Here is a 23,774-nt window from a genome sequence, read left to right as displayed (position 1 = left end):
TCGCTCAATCCGAGGAAGGCACAGCAGCCGAGCGTAGGCGGCGGTCCCGGTCACCGGCCGTGACACGCCGCCGGTGCCTGCCGTCCGGGCTACGCAGCGCCGCCGAACGGACGCGGGGCCACCCGCCCGGACGAAGCGGCCCGGGCCCGGCAGGCACCCCGGCCCCGGCCCTGCCCCTCACCCCTGACCCCTCACCAAAGGGCCGCTCCCACCCCCGGAAACGCGAAACGCCGGACGGCCGCTCCCCGTGCAGGGAGCGGCCGTCCGGTGCGCGCCGGAGCGAATCCGACAGCAGGTCGGACACCAGGTCCGACACCAGATCAGGCAGCAGATCGGCAGATCAGGTCCGACACCAGATCAGGCAGCAGACCGGCAGATCAGGCGACCGACCGGGCGGCGGATCAGACCGTGAGGGTCTGGCCCGGGAAGATCAGGTCGGCGTTGCCGCCGATGACCTGGGCGTTGTTGCTGTACAGGGTGTGCCAGTCGAGGCCCTTGGCGGCGGCGATGCTGCTCAGGGTGTCGCCGCTCTTGACGGTGTAGTTGCCACCGGTGGCCTTCTTGGCCGGGGCGGACTTCCACGACTTCGCGGAGTCGGCGGCCGAGGACTTGGCAGGCTCCGACGCCTTCGGAGCCGGGGCGGCGGCGACGGCGTCCGAGGAGGTGGCCGGCTTGGCGGCGGGCTTCGCCGGGGCGGCCGGGGCCGGAGTGGCGGGCTTGGCGGCGGCCGGGGCGGCGGTGTCCACGGCGGCGGGGGCGCCACCCTTGGTCAGGCCGGCCTTGACGGAGCAGACCGGCCAGGCGCCGGGGCCCTGCTCGGCGAGCACCTTCTCGGCGATGGCGATCTGCTGCGCCTTGGTGGCCAGGTTGGCCTGCGGGGCGTACGCGGTGCCACCGAAGGCGGCCCAGGTGCTGGAGGTGAACTGCAGGCCGCCGTAGAAGCCGTTGCCCGTGTTGATGCTCCAGTTGCCGGTGCTCTCGCACTGAGCGACGGCGTCCCAGGTGGCCACCGACGCGGCGGAGGCCGAGTTGGCCGTGACGAGGCCGGCCACCGGCAGGGCGGCGAGGGCGCCGGCCATGACGACCATCCGCACGCGGTTGCGCTTGGCGGAGGGGGCGGTGGCAGCGGCGGTCTCGTTACGGAAGGTCATGAGGTTCCTCTCGACAGCCCCGGGCGGGCATGCGGAACCAGACCCTCGACGGGCCGTGTTTCACTCGCCTACTCGATGAGCGGCCGGGCACGTATGGGACGCGCCGCGCCGCCCCGGCAGCCCTCCGCACACCGACGACCCGTTCGTTCCGGTCGCTGCGATGGGCACGTCCGGCGCCGGGGTGAGCCGGCGGGCCGTGCGGTGGGGGGTGAACCCGGGTGGTGCTCGTTGCACCGGGAATGAAGCTACGAGCGCTTCGCCCGGGAACCAAACAGTTCGAGGACTTCCCAGCTCAGCGGAGTGTTACCAGCGGTAATGATCTCGGAATCGTGCACGAAATGCACCTTTTAGCCATTATTTCCTAGATCAAACATCGCCCGACCGTGACCCACCTCATAGCTCCGGCGAGCGCGATTCGCACCCGAGATCGACATATTGCGACGCCCCGAGCACCCTCCGTCATCGGATTTGCGGCAATTCGCGTCAGGTCCGGCACCCACCCGTGACCCCTGACACAGGGGCCCGTTGGTAATGGCGGCCGGGGGCGCCCCCGTCACCCCCGCAACAACCCGAGGAGTCTTCGTGCCGCACATGCTCGATGTCAGCGACGAGGTTCGATCCGAGATCGGCGACGACGAGGCCGACCGCCTGCTGGGCGGCGACCACGCGCCCGACACCTACGAGTGCACGTCCTGCCGGACGGCGGGCGACACCATGGTGGAGCCCACCAGCACCGTGCTGTTCATCGGGGACGAGACGGCGGTACTCGCCTTCGCGCACTCCCGCTGCATCCCCTCCCAGGTGGTGCCGGTGTCCGAGGAGCAGCTGCTCGGCGCCGTCCGGAGCATCAACCAGGCGCAGGTGCCGGCGCCCGCGCAGCCGCCGGTGCCCGCCCCGGTGGCGCAGCCCGCCCCCGTCGTCCCGGCTCCGGAGGCCGTGCAGGCCCCGGCCGCCCCCGCCCCCGCCGGGCAGGCCGCCGTCCTCGGCATCACCTGCGGACTGGTGATGCACGGCGGCACCGGCCACGCCGCCCTGGTGGTCGAGCCCACCGGGCCGGTCGGGCGGCCCGGCAACACCTCGGGCACGGACGAGTTCCTCAGCCTGCTGCAGGACGCGGGCTTCCAGCCGCTGACCGACATCGACGCGACGCCCGCCCAGCTGTCGGGCTGGTCGGTCCTGATGGTCATGGGGCAGCTGCACGCGATCCTGCAGCCGGCCGCGGCCGGCGGGAGCACCGGGTGGTGGCAGGCCCACCAGCCGCTGCAGGTCACCGATGCCTGGCGGGTGGCGGCCGGCAAGCAGGCCGAGGTCACCATGTACGCGGTACCGGCCGGCACGGTCGGCCGCCAGCCGCGTGAGGACCTGCTCCGGGTGGCGCTGGAGCGGGCCGCCGCGCAGGGTCAGGTGGTCGGCGCCTCGCTCCCGCTGGCGGGCACCTGATCCGCGCGGCGCGTCGGTCCGGGCTCCCCGGCGAGTCGGTCCGGGCCGCCCGGCAGCGAGCGGCCCGGACCCGCATCCCCTGCCGTTCTCGCTCGTTGGCTCCTACGTGTACAGCTACGACGTCGCCGCAGCCCACCGTCAGCCCACCACCGTGACCAGCCGCCCGATCCCGGCCATGCGCCCGTCGTACGACGCGGAGCACCCCCATTCCACGACGCCGATCTACGACGAGCTGTACTCCGAGTACCGCCGGCTGTTCCGGGCGCTGCCCGGTGACCGCTCCGGTGAGGAGGACCTCCGCTTCGCCGGGTTCGCCGTCCGGGAGCCGTACCCGAGCCGGTCCGAAGCCCGCTCGTACCCGCCCCAGCAGCAGGCGTTCCTCACGTACGCCGGGCAGGCGCTCGGGGCGCCGCAGTTCATGCCGGGTCAGCAGAACGGGCAGCAGGGCGGCCCCCAGCTCGGCGGGCAGTCCGGTGGCCAGCAGGGCGGGCAGCAGGGCGGCGGCACGGGCGGCCTGACGTCCTCCGGGCACGCGCCGGCCCAGCGCTCTGCGTCGCCCTCGGGCTCGCAGGGCGGCCAGCTGGGCAACGGCCAGGGCTGGGTGGCGGCCGGCTACCTCGGCCCGGTGCAGACCACGGGGGCCGGCGGTCGGCACCGCAACCGGCTCTCCCTCCCCCCGGGCCGGAGCTCGACGGAGTCCTGAGGCCCGCCCCCGGGCGCGGACGGAACCACCGGCGGACGGAACGACAGGAGGCCCTGGCACCTCGGGTGCCAGGGCCTCCTGTACGCGGGCCCGCCGCCCGCCGACGACTGCCGGTGGGCGACGGGCCCGCCCGGGGCCTGTCCGGTGGATCTTGCCGGACGGCCCCTGAGCGTCCTACTTGCGGCGGCGCTTCTCGCGCACCCGCACGGAGATGGAGATCGGCGTACCGACGAACCCGAACTCCTCGCGCAGACGGCGCTCCACGAAGCGGCGGTAGCCCGCCTCCAGGAAGCCGGAGGCGAAGAGGACGAACCGCGGCGGACGGATGCCGGCCTGCGTCCCGAACAGGATGCGCGGCTGCTTGCCGCCCCGGATCGGGTGCGGGTGGGCGGCGACCAGCTCACCGAGGAAGGCGTTCAGGCGGGCCGTCGTGATGCGGGTCTCCCAGCCGGCCAGCGCGGTCTCGATCGCCGGGACGAGCTTCTCCATGTGGCGGCCGGTCAGCGCCGAGACGTTGACGCGGGGGGCCCACTGCACCTGGACGAGATCCTTCTCGATCTCGCGCTCCAGGTAGAAGCGGCGCTCCTCGTCCATCTGGTCCCACTTGTTGTAGGCGATGACGACGGCGCGCCCGGCCTCGACGGCCATCGAGATGATCCGGGTGTCCTGCTCGGCGAGGGTCTCGCTGGCGTCCACCAGGACGACGGCGACCTCGGCCTTCTCCAGCGCCGAGGAGGTGCGCAGCGAGGCGTAGAAGTCGGCGCCGGCGGTGAGGTGGACCCGGCGGCGGATGCCGGCGGTGTCGATGAACTTCCAGGTCTTGCCACCGAGCTCGATCAGCTCGTCGACCGGGTCGCGGGTGGTGCCGGCCAGCTCGTTGACGACCACCCGGTCCTCGCCGGCGACCTTGTTCAGCAGGCTGGACTTGCCGACGTTCGGCCGGCCGATCAGCGCGACGCGGCGCGGGCCGCCGGTGGCGACGCCGAAGGTCTGCGGCGGGGCCTCGGGCAGGGCGGCCATCACGGCGTCGAGCAGGTCGCCGGAGCCGCGGCCGTGCAGGGCCGAGACGGGGTACGGCTCGCCGAGGCCCAGCGACCAGAGGTAGGCGGCCTCGGCCTCGGTGGACTGGCCGTCCACCTTGTTGGCGCAGAGCACGGTGGGCTTGCCGGCCCGCCGGATGAGCTTGATCAGGGCCTCGTCGGTGTCGGTCGCGCCGACGGTGGCGTCCACCACGAAGAGCACCGCGTCGGCGCTCTCGATGCCGAGCTCGGCCTGGGCCGCGACCATCGCGTCGATGCCGAGGACGTCCAGCTCCCAGCCGCCGGTGTCGACCAGCTTGAAGCGGCGGCCGTTCCAGGTGGCCTCGTAGGAGACGCGGTCGCGGGTGACGCCGGGCTTGTCCTCGACGACGGCCTCGCGGCGGCCGATGATGCGGTTCACCAGGGTCGACTTGCCGACGTTCGGGCGGCCGACGACGGCCAGCACCGGCAGCGGGACGTGCGCGCCCTCGCCGTCCAGCTCCTCGCCGTCGAGGCCCTCCTCGGCCGCGAGGGCCATGAACTCGGCGTAGTCGGCGGCGTCCAGCTCACCGATGTCGGTGGCGGTGTCTTCGGTCATGTTCGTTTTTCCGTTTCCCGGCACGGCCCTTCCCAGGGACGTGCCGTGCGTACCTGCCCTCGTTGCGGGCAGCGCGAAAGATCAGGGGTGGTGCGTGGGTGGTGCGGAGGTGGTGCAGGGGCGGGGTGGTGCGCCGGAGCGGCCGGTGTCGGGCTACCGCCCGGTCCGGCCGGCGGTGGTCAGACCGCGGACAGCCCGGCCCGCTCCTCGACCAGCGCGGCGATCGTGGCGATCACCTGGTCGAGGGTCAGCTCGCTGGTGTCGACCAGGACGGCGTCGGCGGCCTGGGCGAGCGGTGCCGTCTCCCGGGAGGAGTCGGCGGCGTCCCGGCGGGCGAGATCGGCCGCCATCGCGGTGATGGTGGCCTCGTCGACCCCCTTCTCCCGCAGCTCGGCCGCCCGACGTCCGGCCCGGGCCGACGCCGAGGCGGTCAGGAAGACCTTGACGGTGGCGTCCGGGAACACCACGCTGCCCATGTCCCGGCCCTCGGCGACGATGCCGCGCTCGGCGACCTCGGCGCAGCCCTGCTGGAGTTCCACCAGCCGGGCCCTCACCTGCGGGACGGCGGCGACGGCGCTGACCCGGGCGGTCACCTCCGGGCCGCGGATCGGGCCGGAGACGTCCAGGCCGTCGACCGTGATGGTCGGGCCCGCCGCGTCGGTGCCGGAGACGATCACGGGCTTGGAGCAGGCGACGGCGACGGCCTCGGGGTCGTCGACGTCCACCTCGTTGGCGAGCATCCACCAGGTCATCGCGCGGTACATCGCGCCGGTGTCCAGGAAGCTGAGCCCCAGCCGGGCGGCGACCGCCCGGGAGACGGTCGACTTGCCGGAGCCGGAGGGTCCGTCGATGGCGACGACGACCGGGGCGTGCGCTCGGTCGGCAGTGTCCACGGGGCGAACCTCTCTCTAAACCTGGGGATGTCTCCCTCAAGGTTAGTCGACCGGCGCCGGAGCACTCGCCGCTCCGTTCCGGGCCCTGGCCGCAGCGCGCGTCACCCGGTCGGCGCAGCGGCCGGACACCCCCGGCGGTACCCCGTTCGGCCGCCCCCCGGGCCGGCTTCCCCGCGGTCCGACCGCCCCGTCCGGCCGCCCCGTCCGGGCGGACGAGGGTGCTCCGGCGGCTGCCGTGCCGGGCCCGCGGTCGTGACCGCCCGGGTGGTCTCAGTCCCGGACGCTCCACCCGTGCGCACGCAGCGTGGCCGTGAGCGGCTTGACCGCCGCCGGGGCCACCGACAGCTGGACGAAGCCGACCTGCTGCCCGGAGGAGTGCTCGATGTCGACGTCCTCGATGTTGACCCCGGCCGCGCCGACCTCGCCGAACAGCCGGCCCAGCTCGCCCGGCTGGTCCCCGAGGACGACGGCGACCGTCTCGTAGCGGGTGGGCGGCGCGCCGTGCTTGCCCGGGATCCGGGCCTGCCCGCTGTTCCCGCGCCGCATCACCGCCTCGATGCCGGCCGCGCCGGCCCGCCGCTCCCCCTCGTCGGCGCCCTGCAGCGCCCGCAGGGCGGTGACGGTGTCGCCGAGGTCGGCGGCGAGGTCCTCCAGCACGTCGGCGACCACGCCCGCGTTCGCGGAGAGGATGTCGACCCACATCGCGGGGCTGGAGGCGGCGATCCGGGTGACGTCCCGCACGCCCTGGCCGGAGAGCCGGACGGCGGTCTCGTCGGCGTGCTCCAGCCGGGCCGCGACCAGCGAGGAGAGCAGCTGCGGGGCGTGCGAGACGAGCGCGACCGCGCGGTCGTGGGCGGCCGCGTCCATCACGATCGGCATCGCGCCGCAGAGCGCGACCACCTCCAGCGCCGCGTTGAGCGTCTCGGTGTCGGTCTCGGGGGTGGGGGTGAGCACCCAGGGCCGGCCCTCGAAGAGGTCGGCGCGGGCGGCCAGCGGTCCGGAGCGCTCGCGGCCCGCCATCGGGTGGCTGCCGATGTAGTGGACGGTGTCGAGCCCGAGCGCGGCGACCTCCGCCCGCGGACCCGCCTTGACGCTCGCCACGTCCGTGTACCAGCGGGCCAGACCGCGCCGCTGGCAGTCGGCGAGGACCTTGCCGACCAGCGCGGGCGGCACCGCGATGATCGCCAGGTCGACCGGGCCGTCCGCCGGCTCGGTGGTGCCGGCACCGAGCGAGGCCGCCGTGCGGGCGGCGTCCGGGTCGGCGTCCTCCAGGTGGACGGTGAGCCCGCGGCCGGTGAGGGCGAGCGCGGCGGAGGTGCCGATCAGTCCGGTGCCGACGACGGCGACAGTGCGCATGGCGGGTACGTCTCCTGACGGGCTGGCCGGGTGCGGTGCCCGCCCATCCTCTCGCATCCGCCCGCCCCGCCGCCCGCCAGGGGGCGCCGCCCCCGCGGTGGGCGCGCGGGGCGGCGCCGGCCGCCGGGCGCACACGCCCGGCGCAGGCCAAATCCGGGGACAGCGGGGCCGCCGGGCGGCAGACTGTGCGCCCGGAGCGGCGATGCGGACGAAGGGACATCGGGGTGGCGGCTGAAGCGGTCGGCAGGGCGGACGGGAACGGCACGGCGGACGGAGGCGGGGACGGGACGGGGGTCGCGGACGGCGGCGGTCCCGCCGGGGGGAGCTGGGAGTCCGTCCTCGACTCGGTGGTGGTGTACGCGGTCGGGGCGGTGTGCCGCAGACGGGCCCGCGGGGTGGTGCCGCCCGACCGGCGGGTGCGGCTGACCGGCCTGCCGCAGGTGCTGGACGGACGGTCGCTGCGGGCCTCGGTGGTCGGTGGCGCGCCCGGCTGGAGCGTGACCGAGGCCCGGTTGGAGCCCCGGGCCGAGCTGCGGGACCGGACGGAGCTGCCGGAGCTCCGGCGCCGGCTGGACGAGGCCCGCGAGCGGGAGAGCGCCGTCCGGGAGCGCCACGGGCTGGTCCGCACTCGGATCGACGAGACCGCCGCGCTGCGCGCCGTACCGCCGCCCCGGCGCCGCGACGAGCCGCACCGCCGGACCCCGTCCGACGCCTGGCTGGAACTCGCGGACTTCGTGGACGAGCGCCTCACCGCGCTGCACGCCCGCGCCGAGGAGCTGGTGCGGGAGCTGCGGCTGGCCGAGCACGAGACCGAGGTCCTCACCGACCTGGTGGCCCGCTCCTCGACGGCCGGACCGAGCCGGCCGGTGGAGACCGGCGCCACCGTCCTGCTGACCGTGACCGGGCCGCCCGGCCCTCCGGACGGCGCGGAGGGGGCGCCCGCCGCCGCCCCCGGTGCGGAGCTGGAGATCGAGCTGGAGTACGGCGTACCGGGGGCCCGCTGGGTGCCCGCCTACCGACTGGACCACCGCCAGGGCGCCGGCAGCGGGAGCCTGCTGCTGCGCGCCTCCGTGGTGCAGCGCACCGGCGAGGACTGGACGGGCGTGCGGCTGGCCCTCTCCAGCGCCGACCTGGAGCGCCGTACCGAGCTGCCCCGGCTGCGGTCGCTGCGGATCGGCCGCAGCCAGCCGGCCCCGCCGCCCACCGGCTGGCGCGAGCCGCCGGGCGGCCTGGCCGAGCTCTTCACCGCCTACGACGCCGCGGGCCCGCGCCCGGCCGCCCAGCGGCCCGCACCGGTGGCCGTGTCGGCCCGGCCGGTGGCCTCGGGCCCCCGCGGCGGCACGCTGGAGGTCGGGGGGCCGCCCGTACCGCCGCCCGCGCCCTTCGCCCCGGCCCCGGCCCTGTCCGCGGCACCACCGCCCGTGCCCGGCGGCTACGGCGCGCCGCCGCCTCCGCCGGTCGGCTACGGCGCTCCCCAGGCTCCGGCCGGGTTCGGCGGCGCGGCCCCGGCACCGCAGCCGGCCGCCCGGGCCCGCCGGAGCGCCGCTCGGTCGGCCGACCTCGCCCCGGCCGCCCCCGGTGGTCCGCCGCCCGGCGCCCGGCAGGCGGGCGCGCCGGCCGGGCCGCCCGCCCCGGACCCGGCCCTGCTCGACTACCCCGCCCTGCGGCTGTCGGGCCCGGAGCCGGGCTCCGGCCACCGGGGCGAGCTGCGGCCGGCGCCGACCGGGTCGACGGGTCGACCGGACCCGGCTGCGCTCGGCCGCGCGGAGCGGGTGGCCGCGCTGCCGCTGCCGCGCCACGCCGTCCCGCCGCGGGTGTCGGCCGGTTCCTTCGACCACCGCTTCGACGCCGCCGCGCCCGCGGACATCCCCTCCGACGGCACCTGGCACACCGTCACGGTCGGCGAGGTCGAGGTGGCCCTGCGGCCGGAGTACATCTGCGTGCCGTCCGTCGAGGAGCGGGTCTACGGCACCCTGGTGATCACCAACGACTCGCCGCAGGCCCTGCTGGCCGGGCCGGTCGAGGTGACGGTGGACGGCGACTACCTGTTGACGGCGGGGTTGTCCTCGCTGGCCCGCGGGGGCACCCGGCGGCTGGGGCTCGGGGTCACCGAGAGCATCGAGGTGTCCCGTCGCACCGAGCTGCGCGAGTCCACGGCGGGGGTGCTGAACAGCAGCACGGTGCTGGAGCACAAGGTCCACGTGGAGGTCGCCAACCGGCTCGGCCACCCGGTCACGGTGGAGGTGCGCGAGCGGGTCCCGGTCCCGTCCGAGACGGACATCAGGATCGAGGAGCGGGCCGGTTGGCAGGCGCCGCAGGACGCCGCGGACGACCTCCCGTCGAGCAGCCGGCTGTGGCGGGTCGAGGTGCCGGCCGGCGGCCGGGCCGAGCTCGACGGCGGCTACGAGATCCGAATCCCGGCCGGCAAGGCCATCGTCGGCGGAAACCGGAGGAACTGACCCATGGCCCCCCTGACCCCTGTCCCGGTGCCGCCCCGATCCGTCCCGGCCCTGCCCTTCCCGGTCACCGCCGTCACCTGCCTGGAGGACCGCGGCCAGGTCGAGCGCACCGCCACCGTCGAGCTCGCCGCCGGCGTCCAGCGGCTGCGCCTGGGCCCGGTCACCGCCCTCGCCGTCGACCGGACCCTGCGCGCCGAGAGCGCCCGGCCGGGCGTACGGGTGCTGGACCTCCGGGTGGTGCGCGCCTGGACCCCGCGCGCCCCCGAGGCGCCCGGCCCGGACGACTCGCGGCTGCGGCACCGCCTGCACGAGCTCGACGCCGGGGTGCGGGAGAACGAACGGCAGCAGGAGCGGCTGGACGCCCGGCTCACCCTGCTCGCCCAGCTCTCGGCCGACCTGCTGCGCGAGATCGGCGAGGGCGCCGGCCTCGGCGAGGTCGAGCGGGCCCGCTGGGCCCGCGAACTGGACCGCGTCGACACCGACCGGGAGCGCTACGGCGAGGAGCTGCGCGCCACCCGCTCGCGGCTCCGGGAGCTGACGCGCGAGCGGGAGGAGGCGGCCGCCGCGCTCGACCGGGCCGAGGAGGAACCCGCCGAGCTCACCGCCCACCTCGAACTCACCGTCGAGGCGGAGCGGGCCGGCCCGGCGCCGCTGACCGTCACCCACCTCGTCCCCTGCGCGCTCTGGAGACCGTCCTACCGGGCCACGCTGGTCGGCGGCACGCTGCGGCTGGAGTCGGAGGCGGTGGTCTGGCAGCGCACCGGCGAGGACTGGACGGGCGTGCGGCTGACCCTCTCCACCGCCCGCTCCGCGCTGGCCACCGACCCGCCGCGGATCACCGAGGACCGGCTGAGCCTGCGCGACCGGAGCGCCGAGGAGCGCCGCACGGTGGAGGTGGAACTGCGCGAGGAGGCGATCAGCACCCTCGGGCCGTCGGCCGCCGTGCCGGGCGTGGACGACGGCGGCGAGGTCCGGGTGCTGCCGGCGCCGACCCCGGCCACCGTCCCGTCCGACGGCCGGGCGCACCGGGTGCCGCTGAGCGCCTTCAGCACCCCGGCGAGCAGCGAGTACGCCTGCGCGCCCGAGCTGTCGCCGCTGGTGACGCAGGTCGTGCGGTTCCGCAACGGGGCCGGCCACGCGCTGCTGGCGGGGCCGGTCGAGCTGGTGCGCGGCAGCGGGTTCACCGGCCGCGGCGAGCTGGGCTTCACCGCGGCCGGGGCCGACGCGGAGCTGGCCTTCGGCAGTGCGGACGACTACCGGGTGGTGCGCGAGACGGAGGAGCGGGACTCCACCGCCGGGCTCACCCAGCGCCACGTCTCCACCCGGACGGTCCGGCTGTACGTCTCGCGCTTCTCGGGCCCCGAGGAGCGCGAGGAGCGGGTGGTGACGGTCCGCGAGCGCGTCCCGGTCTCGGAGGTCTCGGCGGTGGAGGTGAAGCTGCGCAAGGAGCGCTGCACCCCGGCCCCGGACGCCTTCGACGCCGAGGGCATCGTCCGCTGGGACCTCACGCTGGCCCCGGGCGCCCGGCGGACCGTGACGCTGGTGTACGAGGTGTCCTCCTCGGCCCGGGTGACGGGCCTGTGAGGGCCGCCGCGGGGTGACGGCGCGACCCGCCGCCCGGCCCAGCCCGACCTGGCCGGCCGGCCCCGCACGCGGCGGGGCCGGGCGGCGGCGGCCGGCGCGCCGCGGGGCGAGCGGACCGTGACACCCCGGGGCAAGCCCGTCCACGAGTGGCCGATGTGACGGCGGTTCGGGGTAGAACAGGAGGATGATCCTGCACCTCGCCCCCCTGGACGACTGGCTCACCGACCCCGGGCGGCCGTACGCCACCGCCTCGCTGCTGACCGACGGGTTCATCCACTGCGCGGCGGACGAGCGGACGGCGCTCGCGGTCGCCAACGCCTTCTTCGCCGACTCCCCCGGCCCGCTGATGGTGCTGCTGATCGAGGAGTCGCTGGTGGAGCCGATGGTGAAGTGGGAGGCGCCCGACGGCGCTCCGCCGCCCGACGCGACGCCGGGCGTGCTCTACCCGCACATCTACGGGCGGCTGAACCGCAGCGCGGTGGTCGGCCTGGAGAAGGTCGAGCGCGGCCCGAACGGCCGCTGGGCGAGCCTGTCCCCCTGGAGCTGAGGCCGACCGCGCCCGGGCGCCGGCCGCAGCCGGGGGCGCTCCCCGGTCGCCCCCTGGGCGACCGGCCGGCCGGAGCTCACAGCCAGCCGCGCTCCCGGGCGGCCATGCCGGCCTGGAACCGGGTGGTGGCGCCCAGTTCGCGCATCAGGCTCTGCAGCCGGCGCTGGGTGGTCCGGGCGCTCCAGCCGAGCGAGCGCGCGATCGACTCGTCGGTGAGGCCGGCGGCGAGCAGTCCGAGCAGCTTGCGGTGGTCGGCCTCGGGCTCCAGCGAACCGTCCGCCGTGCCGATCGCCGCCTGGAGCTGGACGGCCCGCTCCCACTCCGCCTCGAAGAGCGTGTCCAGGGCCTGGAGCAGCGCGGAGGGGTGGATCACGTAGGCCGCGTCCAGGACGCTGTCCCCGACACTGATCGGGACGATCGCCATCCGGTCGTCCGACATGATCATCTTCATCGGGAGGACCGGCCGCACCCGGGCCTCCTCGCCGTCCTCGACGCCGACCAGGATGTTCTTCTCCAGCCGGCCGGGCCAGGCCACCGCCTCCCGGTCGTAGATCGTCCGCAGCCGCAGGCCCTCCTTCAGCCGCCGACGCTGCACCGGGTTGTCCGCCACCGGGTCCTGGATGTACGGCGGGCAGTCGAAGCCGCGCACCTGGTACTGGCTGGTCTCGGTGATGTGCTCCAGCCGCTGCGCGATCGCCTCGCCGCCGGTCAGCACCTCCACCGAGTGCGCGGGGTCGGTGTACCGGGACGCCTCGCGGAAGGCGTCCATCAGGCGGTGCATCTCGGCGCGGGCGTGCCGCAGTTCCGCCTCCCGGTGCCCGATCAGGGTGCCGATGGCGACATCGGGGGCGACCGGCAGGAACCGCTGCCGGTCGACCGGGGCGCGGGTGGCCATGCCGTGCTGGGCCAGCCGGTCCAGGGCCCGGCCGCTCTGCTGGAGGGTCAGGCCGCACTGGGCGGCCAGGTCCTCCGCGGTCGACTGCGGATTGGCCACCAGCGCCGTGTAGACCAACCCGTCCGGCTCGGCCAGTCCCAACGTGCTGAGTGCTTCGGACACGGCGTTCCTCCCCCGTTTCGGCTCTGTGCCCCGATGTGGCGCAGTCCCGCCACCCGGCGGGTCGATGTCAGGTGGCAATCCTCTGCCACGGATCAACCGGCTGACAAGGCGGTGCGGCCAGGTTCACATCCCGCCGCCGAATGGCGTGAGGGCCTCCCCGCCGAACGGCGGGGAGGCCCTCATCAGCAGGGAGGAGACTCCCGCGGTGACCTTGTCCTATGGTGCGGACCGGGTCAGGGGTGCGCACCGGCCTACAGGCCGACCTCGTTCATCAGCTGGCCGACCTCGGGGTTGGTCAGCCGGCGCAGCCAGCCCGACTTCTGGTCGCCCAGGGCGATCGGGCCGAAGTGGGTGCGGACCAGCTTCTCGACGGGGTAGCCCGCCTCGGCGAGCATCCGGCGGACGATGTGCTTGCGGCCCTCGTGCAGGGTCACCTCGACGAGGTAGTTCTTGCCCACGTTCGAGAGCACCTTGAAGCTGTCGGCACGGGCGAAGCCGTCCTCCAGCTCGATGCCCTGGGCGAGGATCTTGCCCAGGTCGCGCGGGATCGGGCCCTGGATCGCCGCCATGTACGTCTTGGTGACGCCGTACTTGGGGTGGGTCAGCCGGTGGGCCAGCTCGCCGTGGTTGGTGAGCAGGATGATGCCCTCGGTCTCGGTGTCCAGACGGCCCACGTGGAACAGCCGGGTCTCCCGGTTGGTCACGTAGTCGCCGAGGCACTGGCGCCCGTCCGGGTCCTCCATGGTGGAGACCACGCCGGCCGGCTTGTTGAGCGCGAAGAACAGGTACGACTGGGTGGCGACGGTCAGGCCGTCCACCTTGATCTCGTCGTTCTGCGCGTCGACCCGGCGGCCCTGCTCGGTCACCAGCTTGCCGTTGACCATGACGCGGCCCTGGGTGACGAGCTCCTCGCACGCCCGGCGGCTGCCCATGCCGGCCCGCGCCAGCACCTTCTGCAGGCGCTCGCCCTCGGGCTCGTCGAAGGTCTTCGGCAGCTTCACGGCCGGCTTGTCGTGCCGGGCCAGCACCGCGTCCTCGATCTTGGCCTGCAGCTCACGCGAGCGCTGCGGCTGACGGCGCGGGTCGCCCGGGGCGCCCTGGCCCTCCTTGCGCGGAGCCTGCGTCCGGGGACGCTGGCTCTGCGGCAGCGCCTTGCGCGCGCCGTAGTGGCCGCCGGAGCCGAACTCCGGGCGGTCGTACTTGCGCTCCTCCGGCCGCAGCGGACGGTCCGGGTACTGCTTGCGGTCGTCGCGCCGGTCGTCCCGGCGGTCGTCACGCCTGTCGTCGCGCCGCTCGTACGAGCCGCCACGGGAGCCGCCGCCGTAGGAGCCGCCGCCACCCGAGCCGCCGCGCGAACCGCCACCCTGGCCGCCGCCGTACGAACCGCCGCCGTAGGAGCCGCCGCCGGAGCCGCCGCCCTGCTGACCGCCACGGGAGCCGCCACCCTGGCCGCCGCCGTACGAGCCGCCACGGGAACCGCCGCCGGAGCCGCCGCCGTACGAACCGCCACCCGAGCCACCGCGCGAACCGCCGCCGTACGAACCGCCACCGGAGCCGCCGCCGTACGAGCCACCGCCGGAGCCGCCGCCGTACGAACCGCCACCGCCGGACCCGCCACGGGAGCCGCCACTGTACGAACCGCCGCCCGAGCCGCCACGGGAGCCGCCACCCTGGCCGCCGCCGTACGAGCCGCCGCCCTGCTGGCCACCACGGCCGCCGCCGTAGGAACCGCCGCCCTGCTGGCCACCACGGCCGCCGCCGTAGGAACCGCCGCCCCCGGAGGAGCTGCCGCCCCGGGCCCCACCCTGTCCGCCGCGACTGCCGCTGCCGCCGCCGCTGCTGTTCCTGCCGTTGCCACTGCTACGCATCAAAAAGTCCGTACGTCGATTCCGTCTGGGATGTGCAAGTCGTCTCGGCCGACCTCACCGCCCCCTACCGATCAGACGCAGCCCGATCGGTCTCACCGCTGCGGACCGCAGATTGCGCGGTAGCGGCGGCGACCGCATCCGCGATCATCGTGCCCTCCAGGGACTCCGCTTCCACGTCGTCGACCTCGGGCAGGAAGGGCGCGAGCTCCGGCAGCTCGTCCAAGCCGCGCAGCCCCATCCGTTCCAGGAAGTAGTTCGTCGTCCGATACAGGATCGCACCTGTTTCGGGCTCGGACCCGGTCTCTTCCACCAGTCCTCGCTGTACCAGGGTACGCATCACACCGTCGCAGTTCACACCACGGACGGCGGATACCCGTGATCTGGACACCGGCTGCCGGTATGCGACGACCGCCAGCGTCTCCAGCGCGGCCTGGGTGAGCCGGGCCTGCTGGCCGTCCAGGACGAAGCGGTCGACGGCCGGCGCGCACTCCGCCCGGGTGTAGAAGCGCCAGCCCCCGGCGACCAGCCGCAGGTCGAAGCCCCTGCCCTGCTCGGTGTACTCGGCGGCCAGCTCCCGCAGTGCCGCGGCCACCTCGGCCCGGGGGCGCTCCAGCACCTGGGCCAGGTGCGCCTCACCGGCCGGCTCGTCGACGACCATGAGGATCGCCTCCAGCGCCGGCCGCAGGGCCACCGCCGGCCCCACGGGCTCCTCGGAACGCTCGGGTTCGGCGGAACGGACGGGCTCCTCGCACGGGACGGGCGCCGCGGGCCGGACGGGCGGGTCGGCCGCCACCGGGTCCGTCTGGTGCGGCAGGCGCGCGGGAACCGGGGTCACGGGCAGCGGAGTCGCGGGCACCGCCTCCGTCACCGGCGGGGGCACGGGCGCCGCGACTGCGGGTTCGGGTGCGGGTGCGGGTGCGACGACCGTGGGCGCCGCCGGCGCGGGCGCCGGGAGTGCGGGCACGTCCTCACGCTCGGGGGCGTCCGTCGCGCCCTCCCACGCGCCCGTCACGGGGCCGTGGGCGGGCTCCTGCCACTCGGCGGCCCGCGGGCGGCCCGGGAGCCCCAGAGGGCGCCGCGGGGGCCTGCGTGCGGCCGGCAGGGCCGGGTCCGCGGATCCGGCGGTCCCCACGGGGTCGGGGCCGGGGTGCTCGGGGCCGGGGTGCTCGGCTGCGGTCATCGCGGGTCACCGTCCTTGCGCGTCCTACGGGTGCTGCCGGTGCTGCCGGTACTGCCGGTCGCGCCGCCGCCCGGACCGACGTCCGACGGGCGGTCCGGTGCCGGTCCGTCCGGCGGCCGGTCGAACTCGTCCGTCACCTCGACGGCCGTCCGGTCGCCGTCGGCCACCCAGCGGACCAGCAGCTCCCCCAGCGCCTGCGGCTGTTCGAAGGCGAGCACCCGCTCGCGGTACAGCTCCAGCAGGGCGAGGAAGCGGGCGACCACCACCAGGGTGTCCGGGGCGTCGGCGACCAGCTCGGCGAAGGTGGCCTCGCCGAGAGAGCCGAGCAGTGCGACCACCAGGGCGGCCTGCTCGCGCACGCTCACCGGCGGAGTGTGGATGTGGTCGACGTAGACGACCGGCGCGGGCCTGGGGGTCATCGCCTTCGCGGCGAGCCGGGCCAGGCCCTCGGGGCCGACGGTGATCACCACCTCCGGCAGCAACTGCGCGTGGTGCGGCTCCAGGCCGACCGTCCGGGGGCTGCGCAGCAGCTCGGCGGCCCAGCGCTCGCCGAACACGGCGGCCACCCGCTTGTAGGCGCGGTACTGCAGCAGCCTCGCGAAGAGCAGGTCGCGCGCCTCCAGCAGGGCGAGGTCCTCCTCGTCCTCCACCTCGGCGGCGGGCAGCAGCCGGGCGGCCTTGAGGTCGAGCAGGGTGGAGGCGACCACCAGGAACTCGGTCGCGGCGTCGAGGTCCCAGTCCGGGCCCATCGCGCGGATGTGGGCGATGAAGTCGTCGGTGACCCGGGAGAGCGCCACCTCGGTGACGTCCATCCGGTGCTTGGCGATCAGGCCGAGCAGGAGGTCGAACGGGCCCTCGAAGTTCTCCAGCCGCACCCGGAAGCCCGCGCGCTGCTGCGCTGCTGCGGGTTCGGCTGCGCCGGCGGCCGCGGCGGCCGGGATCTCGTTCGTGCTCGGCATGACGGTCCATCTTCACCCGGACCCGCCGTCCCACCGGGTCCGGGGCCGCCGACACGCCGACCCGGCAACGCCCGGCGCCCTCAGCGCCCGCGCAACCGCCGCACCAGGATGCTGGCCTCGCCGCGCTGCTCCAGGTCCGCCAGGACGACCGCGATGGCCTCCCGGACGATCCGGCCGCGGTCGACCGCCAGGCCGTGCTCACCGCGCAGCACCAGCCGGGTGTGTTCGAGGTCCATGAGCTCCTCGGCGGAGACGTACACCGTGATCTTCTCGTCGTGCCGCTCGCGCCCGCTGGGCCGGCGCGGCGCCCGGCCGCGCGGCCGGGCCCGACGGGCGGGGTCGCCCGCGCCCGTCTCGTCCTCGGCCGCGCCGTGCTGGCGGCCCGCCTGGCCCTGGCCCGCGCCCTGCGCGGGCAGGCCCGGCGCCGACGGACCCTGGGCGGGCTGCCCCGACCCCGGCTGGCCGTACGACGGCGCCGGTACGGTGGGCCGCTCGCCCGGGCGCTCGGCACCGGGGCGGCCGCCGCGGGGATCCCGGTCGGCCTCCTCGGCTCCGCCCGCGGCCCGTGCGGTCTCCGTCTTGGGCGCCTCGGCCGGCCGGCTCAGGGACGGCGACAGGGCCATCCCGCCGGTGGTCCGGAACAGCTCGTCGGCACCCGGGAGACTCACTCGGCGGGGCGGCACCGGTCGAGCACCTCCCTGGCGAGCTGGCGGTAGGCGGCGGCGCCGACCGAGTTGGTCGCGTAGGTGGTGATCGGCTCGCCGGCGACGGTGGTCTCCGGGAAGCGCACGGTACGGCCGATGACGGTGTGGAAGACGTGCTCGCCGAACGCCTCGACCACCCGTGCGAGCACCTCACGGCTGTGCACCGTGCGGGAGTCGTACATGGTGGCCAGGATGCCGTCGAGGCGCAGCTCGGGGTTGAGCCGCTCGCAGACCTTCTCGATCGTCTCGGTGAGCAGGGCGACACCGCGCAGCGCGAAGAACTCGCACTCCAGCGGAACGATGACGCTGTGAGCGGCCGTCAGGGCATTGACCGTCAGCAGGCCCAGCGAGGGCTGGCAGTCGATGATGACGAAGTCGTAGTCGGGCAGCAGCGGCTTGAGGGCGCGGGCCAGTGCCGACTCCCGTGCCACCTCGCTGACCAGCTGCACCTCGGCGGCCGACAGGTCGATGTTGGAGGGCAGCAGGTCCATCCCGGGCACCGCGGTCTTCAGCAGCACCTCATCCGCCGTCAGGCCCCGCTCCATGAGCAGGTTGTAGACGGTGACGTCCAGCTCCATCGGGTTGACCCCGAGGCCCACCGAGAGCGCGCCCTGCGGGTCGAAGTCGACCAGCAGCACCCGGCGGCCGTACTCGGCCAGGGCGGCGCCCAGGTTGATGGTCGACGTGGTCTTGCCGACGCCGCCTTTCTGGTTGCACATCGCGATGATCTGCGCGGGGCCGTGCTCGGCCAGCGGCGCGGGGATCGGGAAGTACGGCAGCGGCCGGCCGGTCGGGCCCACCCGCTCGCGGCGCTGGCGCGCGGCGTCGGGGGCCAGGGTGGCGGCGTACTCGGGATCGGGCTCGTACTCGGCGTCCGGGTCGTCGTAGGCGCCGTAGGCGAACTCGCCGTAGGCCAGGCCGTGTGACGGGAGGTCGGCGTCGTACTCGGCGACCTGGGCGGTGGCCTGGCGGGCCTCGAAGGTGCGGACCGCGACCGAGCCGACCTCGGCCGAGCCGACCGTGGCCTGTCGGGCCCCGGGCCCCTCGCTCGACTGTCCGGCGGCGTGCCCCGCCAGTCCTGGCCGACCACCCCCGGGAGCAAATGTCGACTCATTCACAAGTCGTCTTACCTCCTTGGGCATCCAGGACTCTATGTCGATTCGTCAGCGTGGCAGCATGCCGACGGTTTGCGACTCTAGGCCGTTTAAGGCGTTCGCAGCAACACAATCCACGGTAGTGGGCATGATGTGTCGACTATCGGGCCACCCGCTGTCAAGGGATGGGCGGGGCCTTGACCCTAACGTTTCTGCGGTCGGGTGACGCGACCCACAGAAATTGACGACACGTGCGCGACGGCCCGGCGGTGAACAGCGCGTAACCGTCCGATGGCCGCCCGGTGACCGCCACGGACCGGCCGCGACCCCCCTGGCGCGCCGACCCGTGATCTTGCGCAGGCCGTTCGCGGGCATGCCGAAGCCCCCGGCCCGAGGGAGCGGACCGGGGGCCGACGGCCCGCCCCACGGGGCGGGCCGGACCGGGGGCGTGTCAGGCGAGCACGCTCTCCAGGGCGACGGACTCCAGGCCGAAGGCCTCGGCGACACCGGCGTAGGTGATCTGGCCCTCGTGCGTGTTCAGGCCCTTGGCCAGCGCGGCGTCCCGACGCAGGGCGTCCTTCCAGCCGCGGTTGGCCAGCTCCACGATGTAGGGCAGCGTGGCGTTGGTCAGCGCGTACGTGGAGGTGTTCGGGACGGCGCCCGGCATGTTCGCCACGCAGTAGAAGACCGAGTTGTGGACCTGGAAGGTCGGGTTGTCGTGCGTGGTGGGACGCGAGTCCTCGAAGCAGCCGCCCTGGTCGATCGCGATGTCGACGAGCACGGAGCCCGGCTTCATCCGGGAGACCAGCTCGTTGGTGACGAGCTTGGGAGCCTTGGCGCCGGGGATCAGCACCGCGCCGATCACCAGGTCGGCGTCGAGGACGGCCTTCTCCAGCTCGAAGGAGTTGGAGGCGATGGCCTTGATCTTCGTGCCGAAGATCTTGTCGGCCTCGCGCAGCTTGTTGATGTCGCGGTCCAGCAGGGTCACTTCGTAGCCCATGCCGATGGCGATGGTGGCCGCGTGCCAGCCGGAGACGCCGCCGCCGATGACCACGGCCTTCGCCGGGTGGGTGCCGGGCACGCCGCCGGGCAGGGTGCCGCGGCCGCCGGCCGGACGCATCAGGTGGTACGAGCCGACCTGCGGGGCGAGCCGGCCCGCGACCTCGGACATCGGGGCGAGCAGCGGCAGGGCGCCGTTGGCGAGCTGCACAGTCTCGTACGCGATGGCGGTGGTGCCGGAGGCGAGCAGCGCGTCGGTGCCGGCCCGGTCGGCGGCCAGGTGCAGGTAGGTGAAGAGGGTCTGGCCCTTGCGCAGGCGGTGGTACTCCTGCGCGATCGGCTCCTTGACCTTCAGCAGCAGGTCGGCCGTGGCCCACACCTCGTCGGCGGTGGGGAGGATGGTGGCGCCGGCGGCCACGTACTCCTCGTTGGGGATCGAGGAGCCGACACCGGCGTTGTCCTCGATGTAGACCTCGTGTCCGTTACGGACCAGCTCATGCACGCCGGCGGGCGTGATGGCCACGCGGTACTCGTGGTTCTTGACCTCGCGGGGGATGCCGACCTTGGTCACGGCTAAACACGTCCCTCTTACCTGGGGTCCCAGCCGGGGGAAGACCGGTGGGCGACGCGCGCGGAAGCCTCCGGAAGACACCGGGGCACAGTTCGCTGCGCGACTAGGTTCGAGTGTAATGAAGCCCAGGCGGCGTGTCAGCCTTCCAAACTGACTAAATCAGCCGGACACATTGGCAGGTTCGTAGGCTTGCCTGGCCACTTCCCTACCGAAATCGTGCAAAAAAGGCATCCGGGACATTACTCCGAAGCCGATCGTCACCAACCGCCATCGACCTGCTCGCGCAGACGCTGCACGGCCAGCGCGACGGCCTCCCGGCCCCGCTCGTCGCCGATCCGGCGCAGCACCGCCAGGCAGGCCCGGTACTCCCGCTCGGCCTCCTCGAAACGGCGCTGGGCCACATGGGCCTCGGCCACCCTGGCGAGCAGCCGGGCCTCGGCGCGCTGGTCCCCCAGCCCCTGCCGCAGTGCGAGGGCCCGCCCGTACGCGTCGGCGGCGCGCACCGGATCGCCCAGCGCGCGATGACAGCCGGCCGCCCCCTCCAGCGCCCGTGCGCAGGCCGGTTCGTCCTCCGCCTCGCGGGCGGCGTCGAGCGCGGCCCGGAACCGCTCCGCCGCCGGCTCCCAGTGCCCGGCCGCGGCCTGCAGGTCGGCGAGGTTGAGCAGCGCCGCCGCGGCCCGCCGGGGGGCGCCGTGGCGTTCGGCGACCCGCAGCACCAGTTCGTGCAGCTGGTGCAGGTCGATGGGAGCGGCGGCGCCGGTCAGCGGCAGCGCGCGTAGCAGCGCGGTGACCAGCCGGCCGGCGGAGCCGTCCAGGTCGCCCTGGCCGATGGCGTCCGCCACCGCGCCCAGCAACAGGTCCCGCTCGCCGAGCAGCCACTGCCTGGCCTGGGCGACGCCGCGCAGCCGCAGCGGCCCGGGCAGCGGCTCGGGGCCGGGCCCGCCCGCCGGGTCCAGCAGGGCCCGCGCCGAGTCCACCAGCCGGACCAGCCGCTCCAGCAGTCGGGCCCTGGCCAGCTCGGTCTCGGCCGGCCGGTCGGCGGCCTCGCGCAGCTGGACCAGCCGGGGGTACAGCCGGCCCGGCACCCGGTAACGGGGGGTGCCGTCGACGGCGGCCGGCTCCTCGCCGAGCAGTTCCAGTGCGGCCAGCGCCGCCAGTGCGGCCGCCGCCTCCGGTGCCGGGCAGCCGACCAGCGCCGACGCCGTGCGCAGGTCCGCGATCTGGGCCGGGGCGAGGGTCAGGGTGCGCAGCATCCGGGCCTGGGGGGCCGGCAGCGTGGCGTAGAGCAGGGTGAACGCGCCGATCAGCGGGTCGTCGTCCGGCACGGGGACGGGTTCGGCGGGCCCGCGCTCCGGCGGCACCCAGGCCGACGAACGGTCGTCGAGGTCTCCGTCCTCCTCGGCGGGCGGCCCGGCGAGCGGCGTGCCGGCGGCGCCGGCGGCGGGCGCCACCGGCGGTGTCCGCAGTCCCGGTGGCTGCGTTCCCGGCGCCGCGCCACCGGCCGGGCCCGACTGGCCCGCCCGGCCGGCCGGCTTCCCGTTGCCCCGCTTCCCGCTCCCCGGTCGCCCCCCGGCTGGCGTGCCGTCCACCGGCCCGCCCGGCGCGGCGGCGCCGTTGGCGGGGGCCCCGCCGGCCGCGCGGTCACGGGCGGGGCTGCCGTCCTTCGGCCTGCCCTTGTCCGCGGCGCCGTGCTGCGGGCCCCCGCCGCCCGGGCCCGTCGCGCGCCCGCCGGGGGCGCCGCCACCGGCCGCCCCGGCCCGGCCCCGAGTCCCGCCCACGGGTCCACCGCCGGCGGGCCTCCCGTTGACGGGTGCCCCGGCCGGCGCCGCAGCCGTACCGCCCGTACCCTGTGCGCCGCCCGGCGCGCCGTTGCCCGGAGCACTGTCGCCGGGGCCGGAGTCGCCGCGCCGGCCCTTGCGCGGGGCGCCGGCGCGCCCGCCGGCGGGGCGGGCCGCCCCGGTCACGGTGGTCGCGGCGGTCAGCTCGCGCGCCGCCTCGGTGACGGCCGCCTTGGGGTGGGCGCGCAGCCAGCCCGCCATCAGCCGCAGGGCGGCCGGGCGGGAGGCGCAGGCCTCGGCCAGGTCCGCGCCGCCGACCGGGTCGCAGCCGATCCGGTTCCCGCCGACCAGTTCGCCGAGCAGCCCGACCGCGACCGGCTGTTCGAGGCCGCCGAGGATGCACGGGTCGATGTCCTCGATGCCGGTGAGCGGCCCGGCCGTGGTGGCGACCACCAGGCAGCCGGGTTCGTCCGCGAGCAGCGGCCAGAGCTGGCCGGCGTCCTTGACGTCGTCCAGCAGCAGCAGCACCCGGCGTCCGGCCAGTGCCGCCCGCAGCCGGACGCAGGCCGGGTCCTCGCGCCCCTCCTCGGCGGCGCCGGGGAGCAGCATGGCGTCGACGTCCGCGCCGAGCTGTTCCAGGAGCCGGCGGGCGACCTGGCCGGGCGCCGCCCGGCTGCCGTCGGGGGCGGAGAGCCGGGCGAAGAGCAGGCCGTCGGGGTAGTCGGCGGCGACGGTGCGGGCGAAGCGCACGGCGAGCGTGGTGCGGCCCGAACCGGGCCGTCCGGCCAGTACCAGGACGGGGCTGCGCCCGTCGGCGGGCCGGGCGGCGGCGGCCCGCAGGGCGGCGAGTTCGGTGCGCCTGCCGGCGAACACGGCGGGCCCGGCGGGCAGCCGGTCCGCGGCTGCGTCCGGGCCCGGCCGTGCGTCCATCGTCGCCGTCTTCCTCGCCACCAGCGCCACTCCCGACCAGTCACCCAGCGCAGCCGGCCCGTCGCGGGCCCTGTTGCGAAGCGTAGTTCGACCGGGGGGCGCCGCGGGGCTGACATCCGGTCCTACGAACCGGTAAATCACCCCCGTGGATCAACGTCCGACGGCGGCCCCGGCGCGATCAGGCGGGGTGCGATCGGGCGTGGTCGAACGGCCGGGCCGGCCAGGGCGACTCGGCGGGGCGCAGCGCGGCCGCCCCTCCGTCGCGGCCGAGTGCGGCCCGCAGCGCCAGGGTGCCGGTGACCAGGGTGGGGTTGTGCAGTTCGCCGGCGAGCACCAGGTCGACCAGCTCCTCCAGCGGCACCCGGGCCAGCTCGATCTCCAGTTCCTCGCCGTGCGCGGCGTAGCGCTCGCCCTGCGCCTCGGCGAGGTCGGTGGCGAGGAAGAGCCGCAGCGCCTCGTCCGACCCGCCGGGGGAGGTGTAGAAGTCGACCAGGACCTTCCACTCCCCCGCCTTGCAGTGGGCCTCCTCGTACAGTTCGCGCTGGGCGGCGTGCAGCGGGTTCTCCCCGGGGACGTCGAGCAGGCCGGCGGGCAGCTCCCAGAGGCGCTGGCGGACGGGGTGGCGGTACTGCCGCACCAGGAGCACCCGTTGCCGGTCGTCGAGGGCGAGGACGGCGACCGAGCCGGGGTGGACCTGGTAGTCGCGCCGGGCGGCGGTGCCGTCCGGCATCTCGACCCGGTCCGTGCGCACCCCGGTGACCCGGCCCCGGAACGGCGTCTCGGTGTCGAGCACCCGCCACTGCTCGGCCACGTCCCGGATCGGCTGCCTTGCGTCGGTCATTGCGACTCCCCTTTTCGTCAGTACGACGCTAATGTACGCCGAA

General features: G+C 75.5%; 18 protein-coding genes. 5 read left to right on the top strand and 13 right to left on the bottom strand.

All coding sequences use genetic code 11. From position 1 onward, the window contains the following. Positions 1-401: 401 nt before the first annotated feature. Positions 402-1,151, bottom strand: coding sequence for a transglycosylase family protein (locus ACFTWP_RS21930; RefSeq protein ID WP_380266326.1), 750 nt, complete (start codon positions 1,149-1,151; stop codon positions 402-404). A 591-nt stretch (positions 1,152-1,742) separates the two neighbouring features. On the opposite strand from ACFTWP_RS21930, the gene ACFTWP_RS21925 reads away from it, so the two are divergent. After that, the gene (locus tag ACFTWP_RS21925; RefSeq protein WP_380266373.1) at positions 1,743-2,591 is read left to right on the top strand and encodes a hypothetical protein; all 849 of its coding nucleotides are present in this window, start codon (positions 1,743-1,745) and stop codon (positions 2,589-2,591) included. 106 nt (positions 2,592-2,697) lie between these two features. Further along, complete coding sequence (locus tag ACFTWP_RS21920) at positions 2,698-3,294, top strand: hypothetical protein (protein WP_380266325.1); 597 nt, start codon at positions 2,698-2,700, stop codon at positions 3,292-3,294. Positions 3,295-3,468: 174 nt separating this feature from the next. Here ACFTWP_RS21920 and der read toward each other — a convergent pair whose 3' ends face one another. The 3 genes from der to ACFTWP_RS21905 all read right to left on the bottom strand — a co-directional run bounded on the left by der (position 3,469) and on the right by ACFTWP_RS21905 (position 7,160). After that, positions 3,469-4,911: a ribosome biogenesis GTPase Der gene (gene der / locus ACFTWP_RS21915; RefSeq protein ID WP_380266324.1), complete on the bottom strand. Its 1,443-nt coding sequence runs from the start codon at positions 4,909-4,911 to the stop codon at positions 3,469-3,471. Positions 4,912-5,090: 179 nt separating this feature from the next. Further along, complete coding sequence (cmk, locus tag ACFTWP_RS21910) at positions 5,091-5,804, bottom strand: (d)CMP kinase (RefSeq protein WP_380266322.1); 714 nt, start codon at positions 5,802-5,804, stop codon at positions 5,091-5,093. A 270-nt stretch (positions 5,805-6,074) separates the two neighbouring features. Further along, on the bottom strand, positions 6,075-7,160 hold the full coding sequence (locus ACFTWP_RS21905) for a prephenate dehydrogenase (RefSeq protein ID WP_380266321.1): 1,086 nt from the start codon (positions 7,158-7,160) through the stop codon (positions 6,075-6,077). 224 nt (positions 7,161-7,384) lie between these two features. On the opposite strand from ACFTWP_RS21905, the gene ACFTWP_RS21900 reads away from it, so the two are divergent. From ACFTWP_RS21900 to ACFTWP_RS21890, 3 genes are all read left to right on the top strand, one after another. After that, a complete protein-coding gene (locus ACFTWP_RS21900; protein ID WP_380266320.1) occupies positions 7,385-9,619 on the top strand; it encodes a DUF4139 domain-containing protein in 2,235 nt (744 codons plus the stop codon). Positions 9,620-9,622: 3 nt separating this feature from the next. Further along, a complete protein-coding gene (locus ACFTWP_RS21895) occupies positions 9,623-11,203 on the top strand; it encodes a mucoidy inhibitor MuiA family protein (protein ID WP_380266319.1) in 1,581 nt (526 codons plus the stop codon). Positions 11,204-11,387: 184 nt separating this feature from the next. Continuing rightward, the gene (locus ACFTWP_RS21890) at positions 11,388-11,750 is read left to right on the top strand and encodes a DUF952 domain-containing protein (RefSeq protein ID WP_380266318.1); all 363 of its coding nucleotides are present in this window, start codon (positions 11,388-11,390) and stop codon (positions 11,748-11,750) included. A gap of 76 nt (positions 11,751-11,826) precedes the next feature. Here ACFTWP_RS21890 and ACFTWP_RS21885 read toward each other — a convergent pair whose 3' ends face one another. From ACFTWP_RS21885 to ACFTWP_RS21845, 9 genes are all read right to left on the bottom strand, one after another. Further along, complete coding sequence (locus tag ACFTWP_RS21885) at positions 11,827-12,807, bottom strand: helix-turn-helix domain-containing protein (RefSeq protein WP_380266317.1); 981 nt, start codon at positions 12,805-12,807, stop codon at positions 11,827-11,829. Positions 12,808-13,058: 251 nt separating this feature from the next. Then, positions 13,059-14,678 carry a pseudouridine synthase gene (locus tag ACFTWP_RS21880; RefSeq protein WP_380266315.1) on the bottom strand — a complete coding sequence of 540 codons (1,620 nt, stop codon included), beginning with the start codon at positions 14,676-14,678 and terminating at the stop codon, positions 13,059-13,061. A 61-nt stretch (positions 14,679-14,739) separates the two neighbouring features. After that, entirely contained in the window at positions 14,740-15,378 is a 639-nt protein-coding gene (gene scpB, locus ACFTWP_RS21875; RefSeq protein WP_380266372.1) for an SMC-Scp complex subunit ScpB, read from the bottom strand. A 473-nt stretch (positions 15,379-15,851) separates the two neighbouring features. Beyond that, a complete protein-coding gene (locus ACFTWP_RS21870; RefSeq protein ID WP_380266314.1) occupies positions 15,852-16,814 on the bottom strand; it encodes a segregation and condensation protein A in 963 nt (320 codons plus the stop codon). Between the two features lie 80 nt (positions 16,815-16,894). Then, the gene (locus ACFTWP_RS21865) at positions 16,895-17,437 is read right to left on the bottom strand and encodes a hypothetical protein (RefSeq protein WP_380266371.1); all 543 of its coding nucleotides are present in this window, start codon (positions 17,435-17,437) and stop codon (positions 16,895-16,897) included. A gap of 41 nt (positions 17,438-17,478) precedes the next feature. Continuing rightward, complete coding sequence (locus ACFTWP_RS21860; RefSeq protein WP_380266313.1) at positions 17,479-18,636, bottom strand: ParA family protein; 1,158 nt, start codon at positions 18,634-18,636, stop codon at positions 17,479-17,481. 427 nt (positions 18,637-19,063) lie between these two features. Beyond that, the gene (gene ald / locus ACFTWP_RS21855; RefSeq protein ID WP_380266312.1) at positions 19,064-20,182 is read right to left on the bottom strand and encodes an alanine dehydrogenase; all 1,119 of its coding nucleotides are present in this window, start codon (positions 20,180-20,182) and stop codon (positions 19,064-19,066) included. 257 nt (positions 20,183-20,439) lie between these two features. Further along, positions 20,440-22,890 carry an AAA family ATPase gene (locus ACFTWP_RS21850; RefSeq protein ID WP_380266311.1) on the bottom strand — a complete coding sequence of 817 codons (2,451 nt, stop codon included), beginning with the start codon at positions 22,888-22,890 and terminating at the stop codon, positions 20,440-20,442. A gap of 178 nt (positions 22,891-23,068) precedes the next feature. Then, positions 23,069-23,731, bottom strand: a complete 663-nt coding sequence (locus ACFTWP_RS21845; protein ID WP_380266310.1) for an NUDIX domain-containing protein — start codon at positions 23,729-23,731, stop codon at positions 23,069-23,071. Between the last annotated feature and the right edge of the window lie 43 nt (positions 23,732-23,774).

Origin of the sequence: Kitasatospora sp. NPDC057015, from assembly GCF_042673745.1 — a bacterium.
In the GTDB taxonomy this organism is placed as follows: Bacteria; Actinomycetota; Actinomycetes; order Streptomycetales; family Streptomycetaceae; genus Kitasatospora.
Note: the sequence above shows the minus strand (reverse complement) of the source record. Positions and strands in the feature narration are given on the sequence as shown.

Coding starts and splice junctions, on each gene's coding strand:
- ACFTWP_RS21895 (WP_380266319.1), top strand. CDS start 9,623: ATGGCCCCCCTGACCCCTGTCCCGGTGCCGCCCCGATCCGTCCCGGCC.
- ACFTWP_RS21905 (WP_380266321.1), bottom strand. CDS start 7,160: ATGCGCACTGTCGCCGTCGTCGGCACCGGACTGATCGGCACCTCCGCC.
- ACFTWP_RS21925 (WP_380266373.1), top strand. CDS start 1,743: ATGCTCGATGTCAGCGACGAGGTTCGATCCGAGATCGGCGACGACGAG.
- ACFTWP_RS21930 (WP_380266326.1), bottom strand. CDS start 1,151: ATGACCTTCCGTAACGAGACCGCCGCTGCCACCGCCCCCTCCGCCAAG.
- der (WP_380266324.1), bottom strand. CDS start 4,911: ATGACCGAAGACACCGCCACCGACATCGGTGAGCTGGACGCCGCCGAC.
- ACFTWP_RS21890 (WP_380266318.1), top strand. CDS start 11,388: ATGATCCTGCACCTCGCCCCCCTGGACGACTGGCTCACCGACCCCGGG.
- ACFTWP_RS21865 (WP_380266371.1), bottom strand. CDS start 17,437: ATGGCCCTGTCGCCGTCCCTGAGCCGGCCGGCCGAGGCGCCCAAGACG.
- ACFTWP_RS21870 (WP_380266314.1), bottom strand. CDS start 16,814: ATGCCGAGCACGAACGAGATCCCGGCCGCCGCGGCCGCCGGCGCAGCC.
- ACFTWP_RS21850 (WP_380266311.1), bottom strand. CDS start 22,890: ATGGACGCACGGCCGGGCCCGGACGCAGCCGCGGACCGGCTGCCCGCC.
- ACFTWP_RS21845 (WP_380266310.1), bottom strand. CDS start 23,731: ATGACCGACGCAAGGCAGCCGATCCGGGACGTGGCCGAGCAGTGGCGG.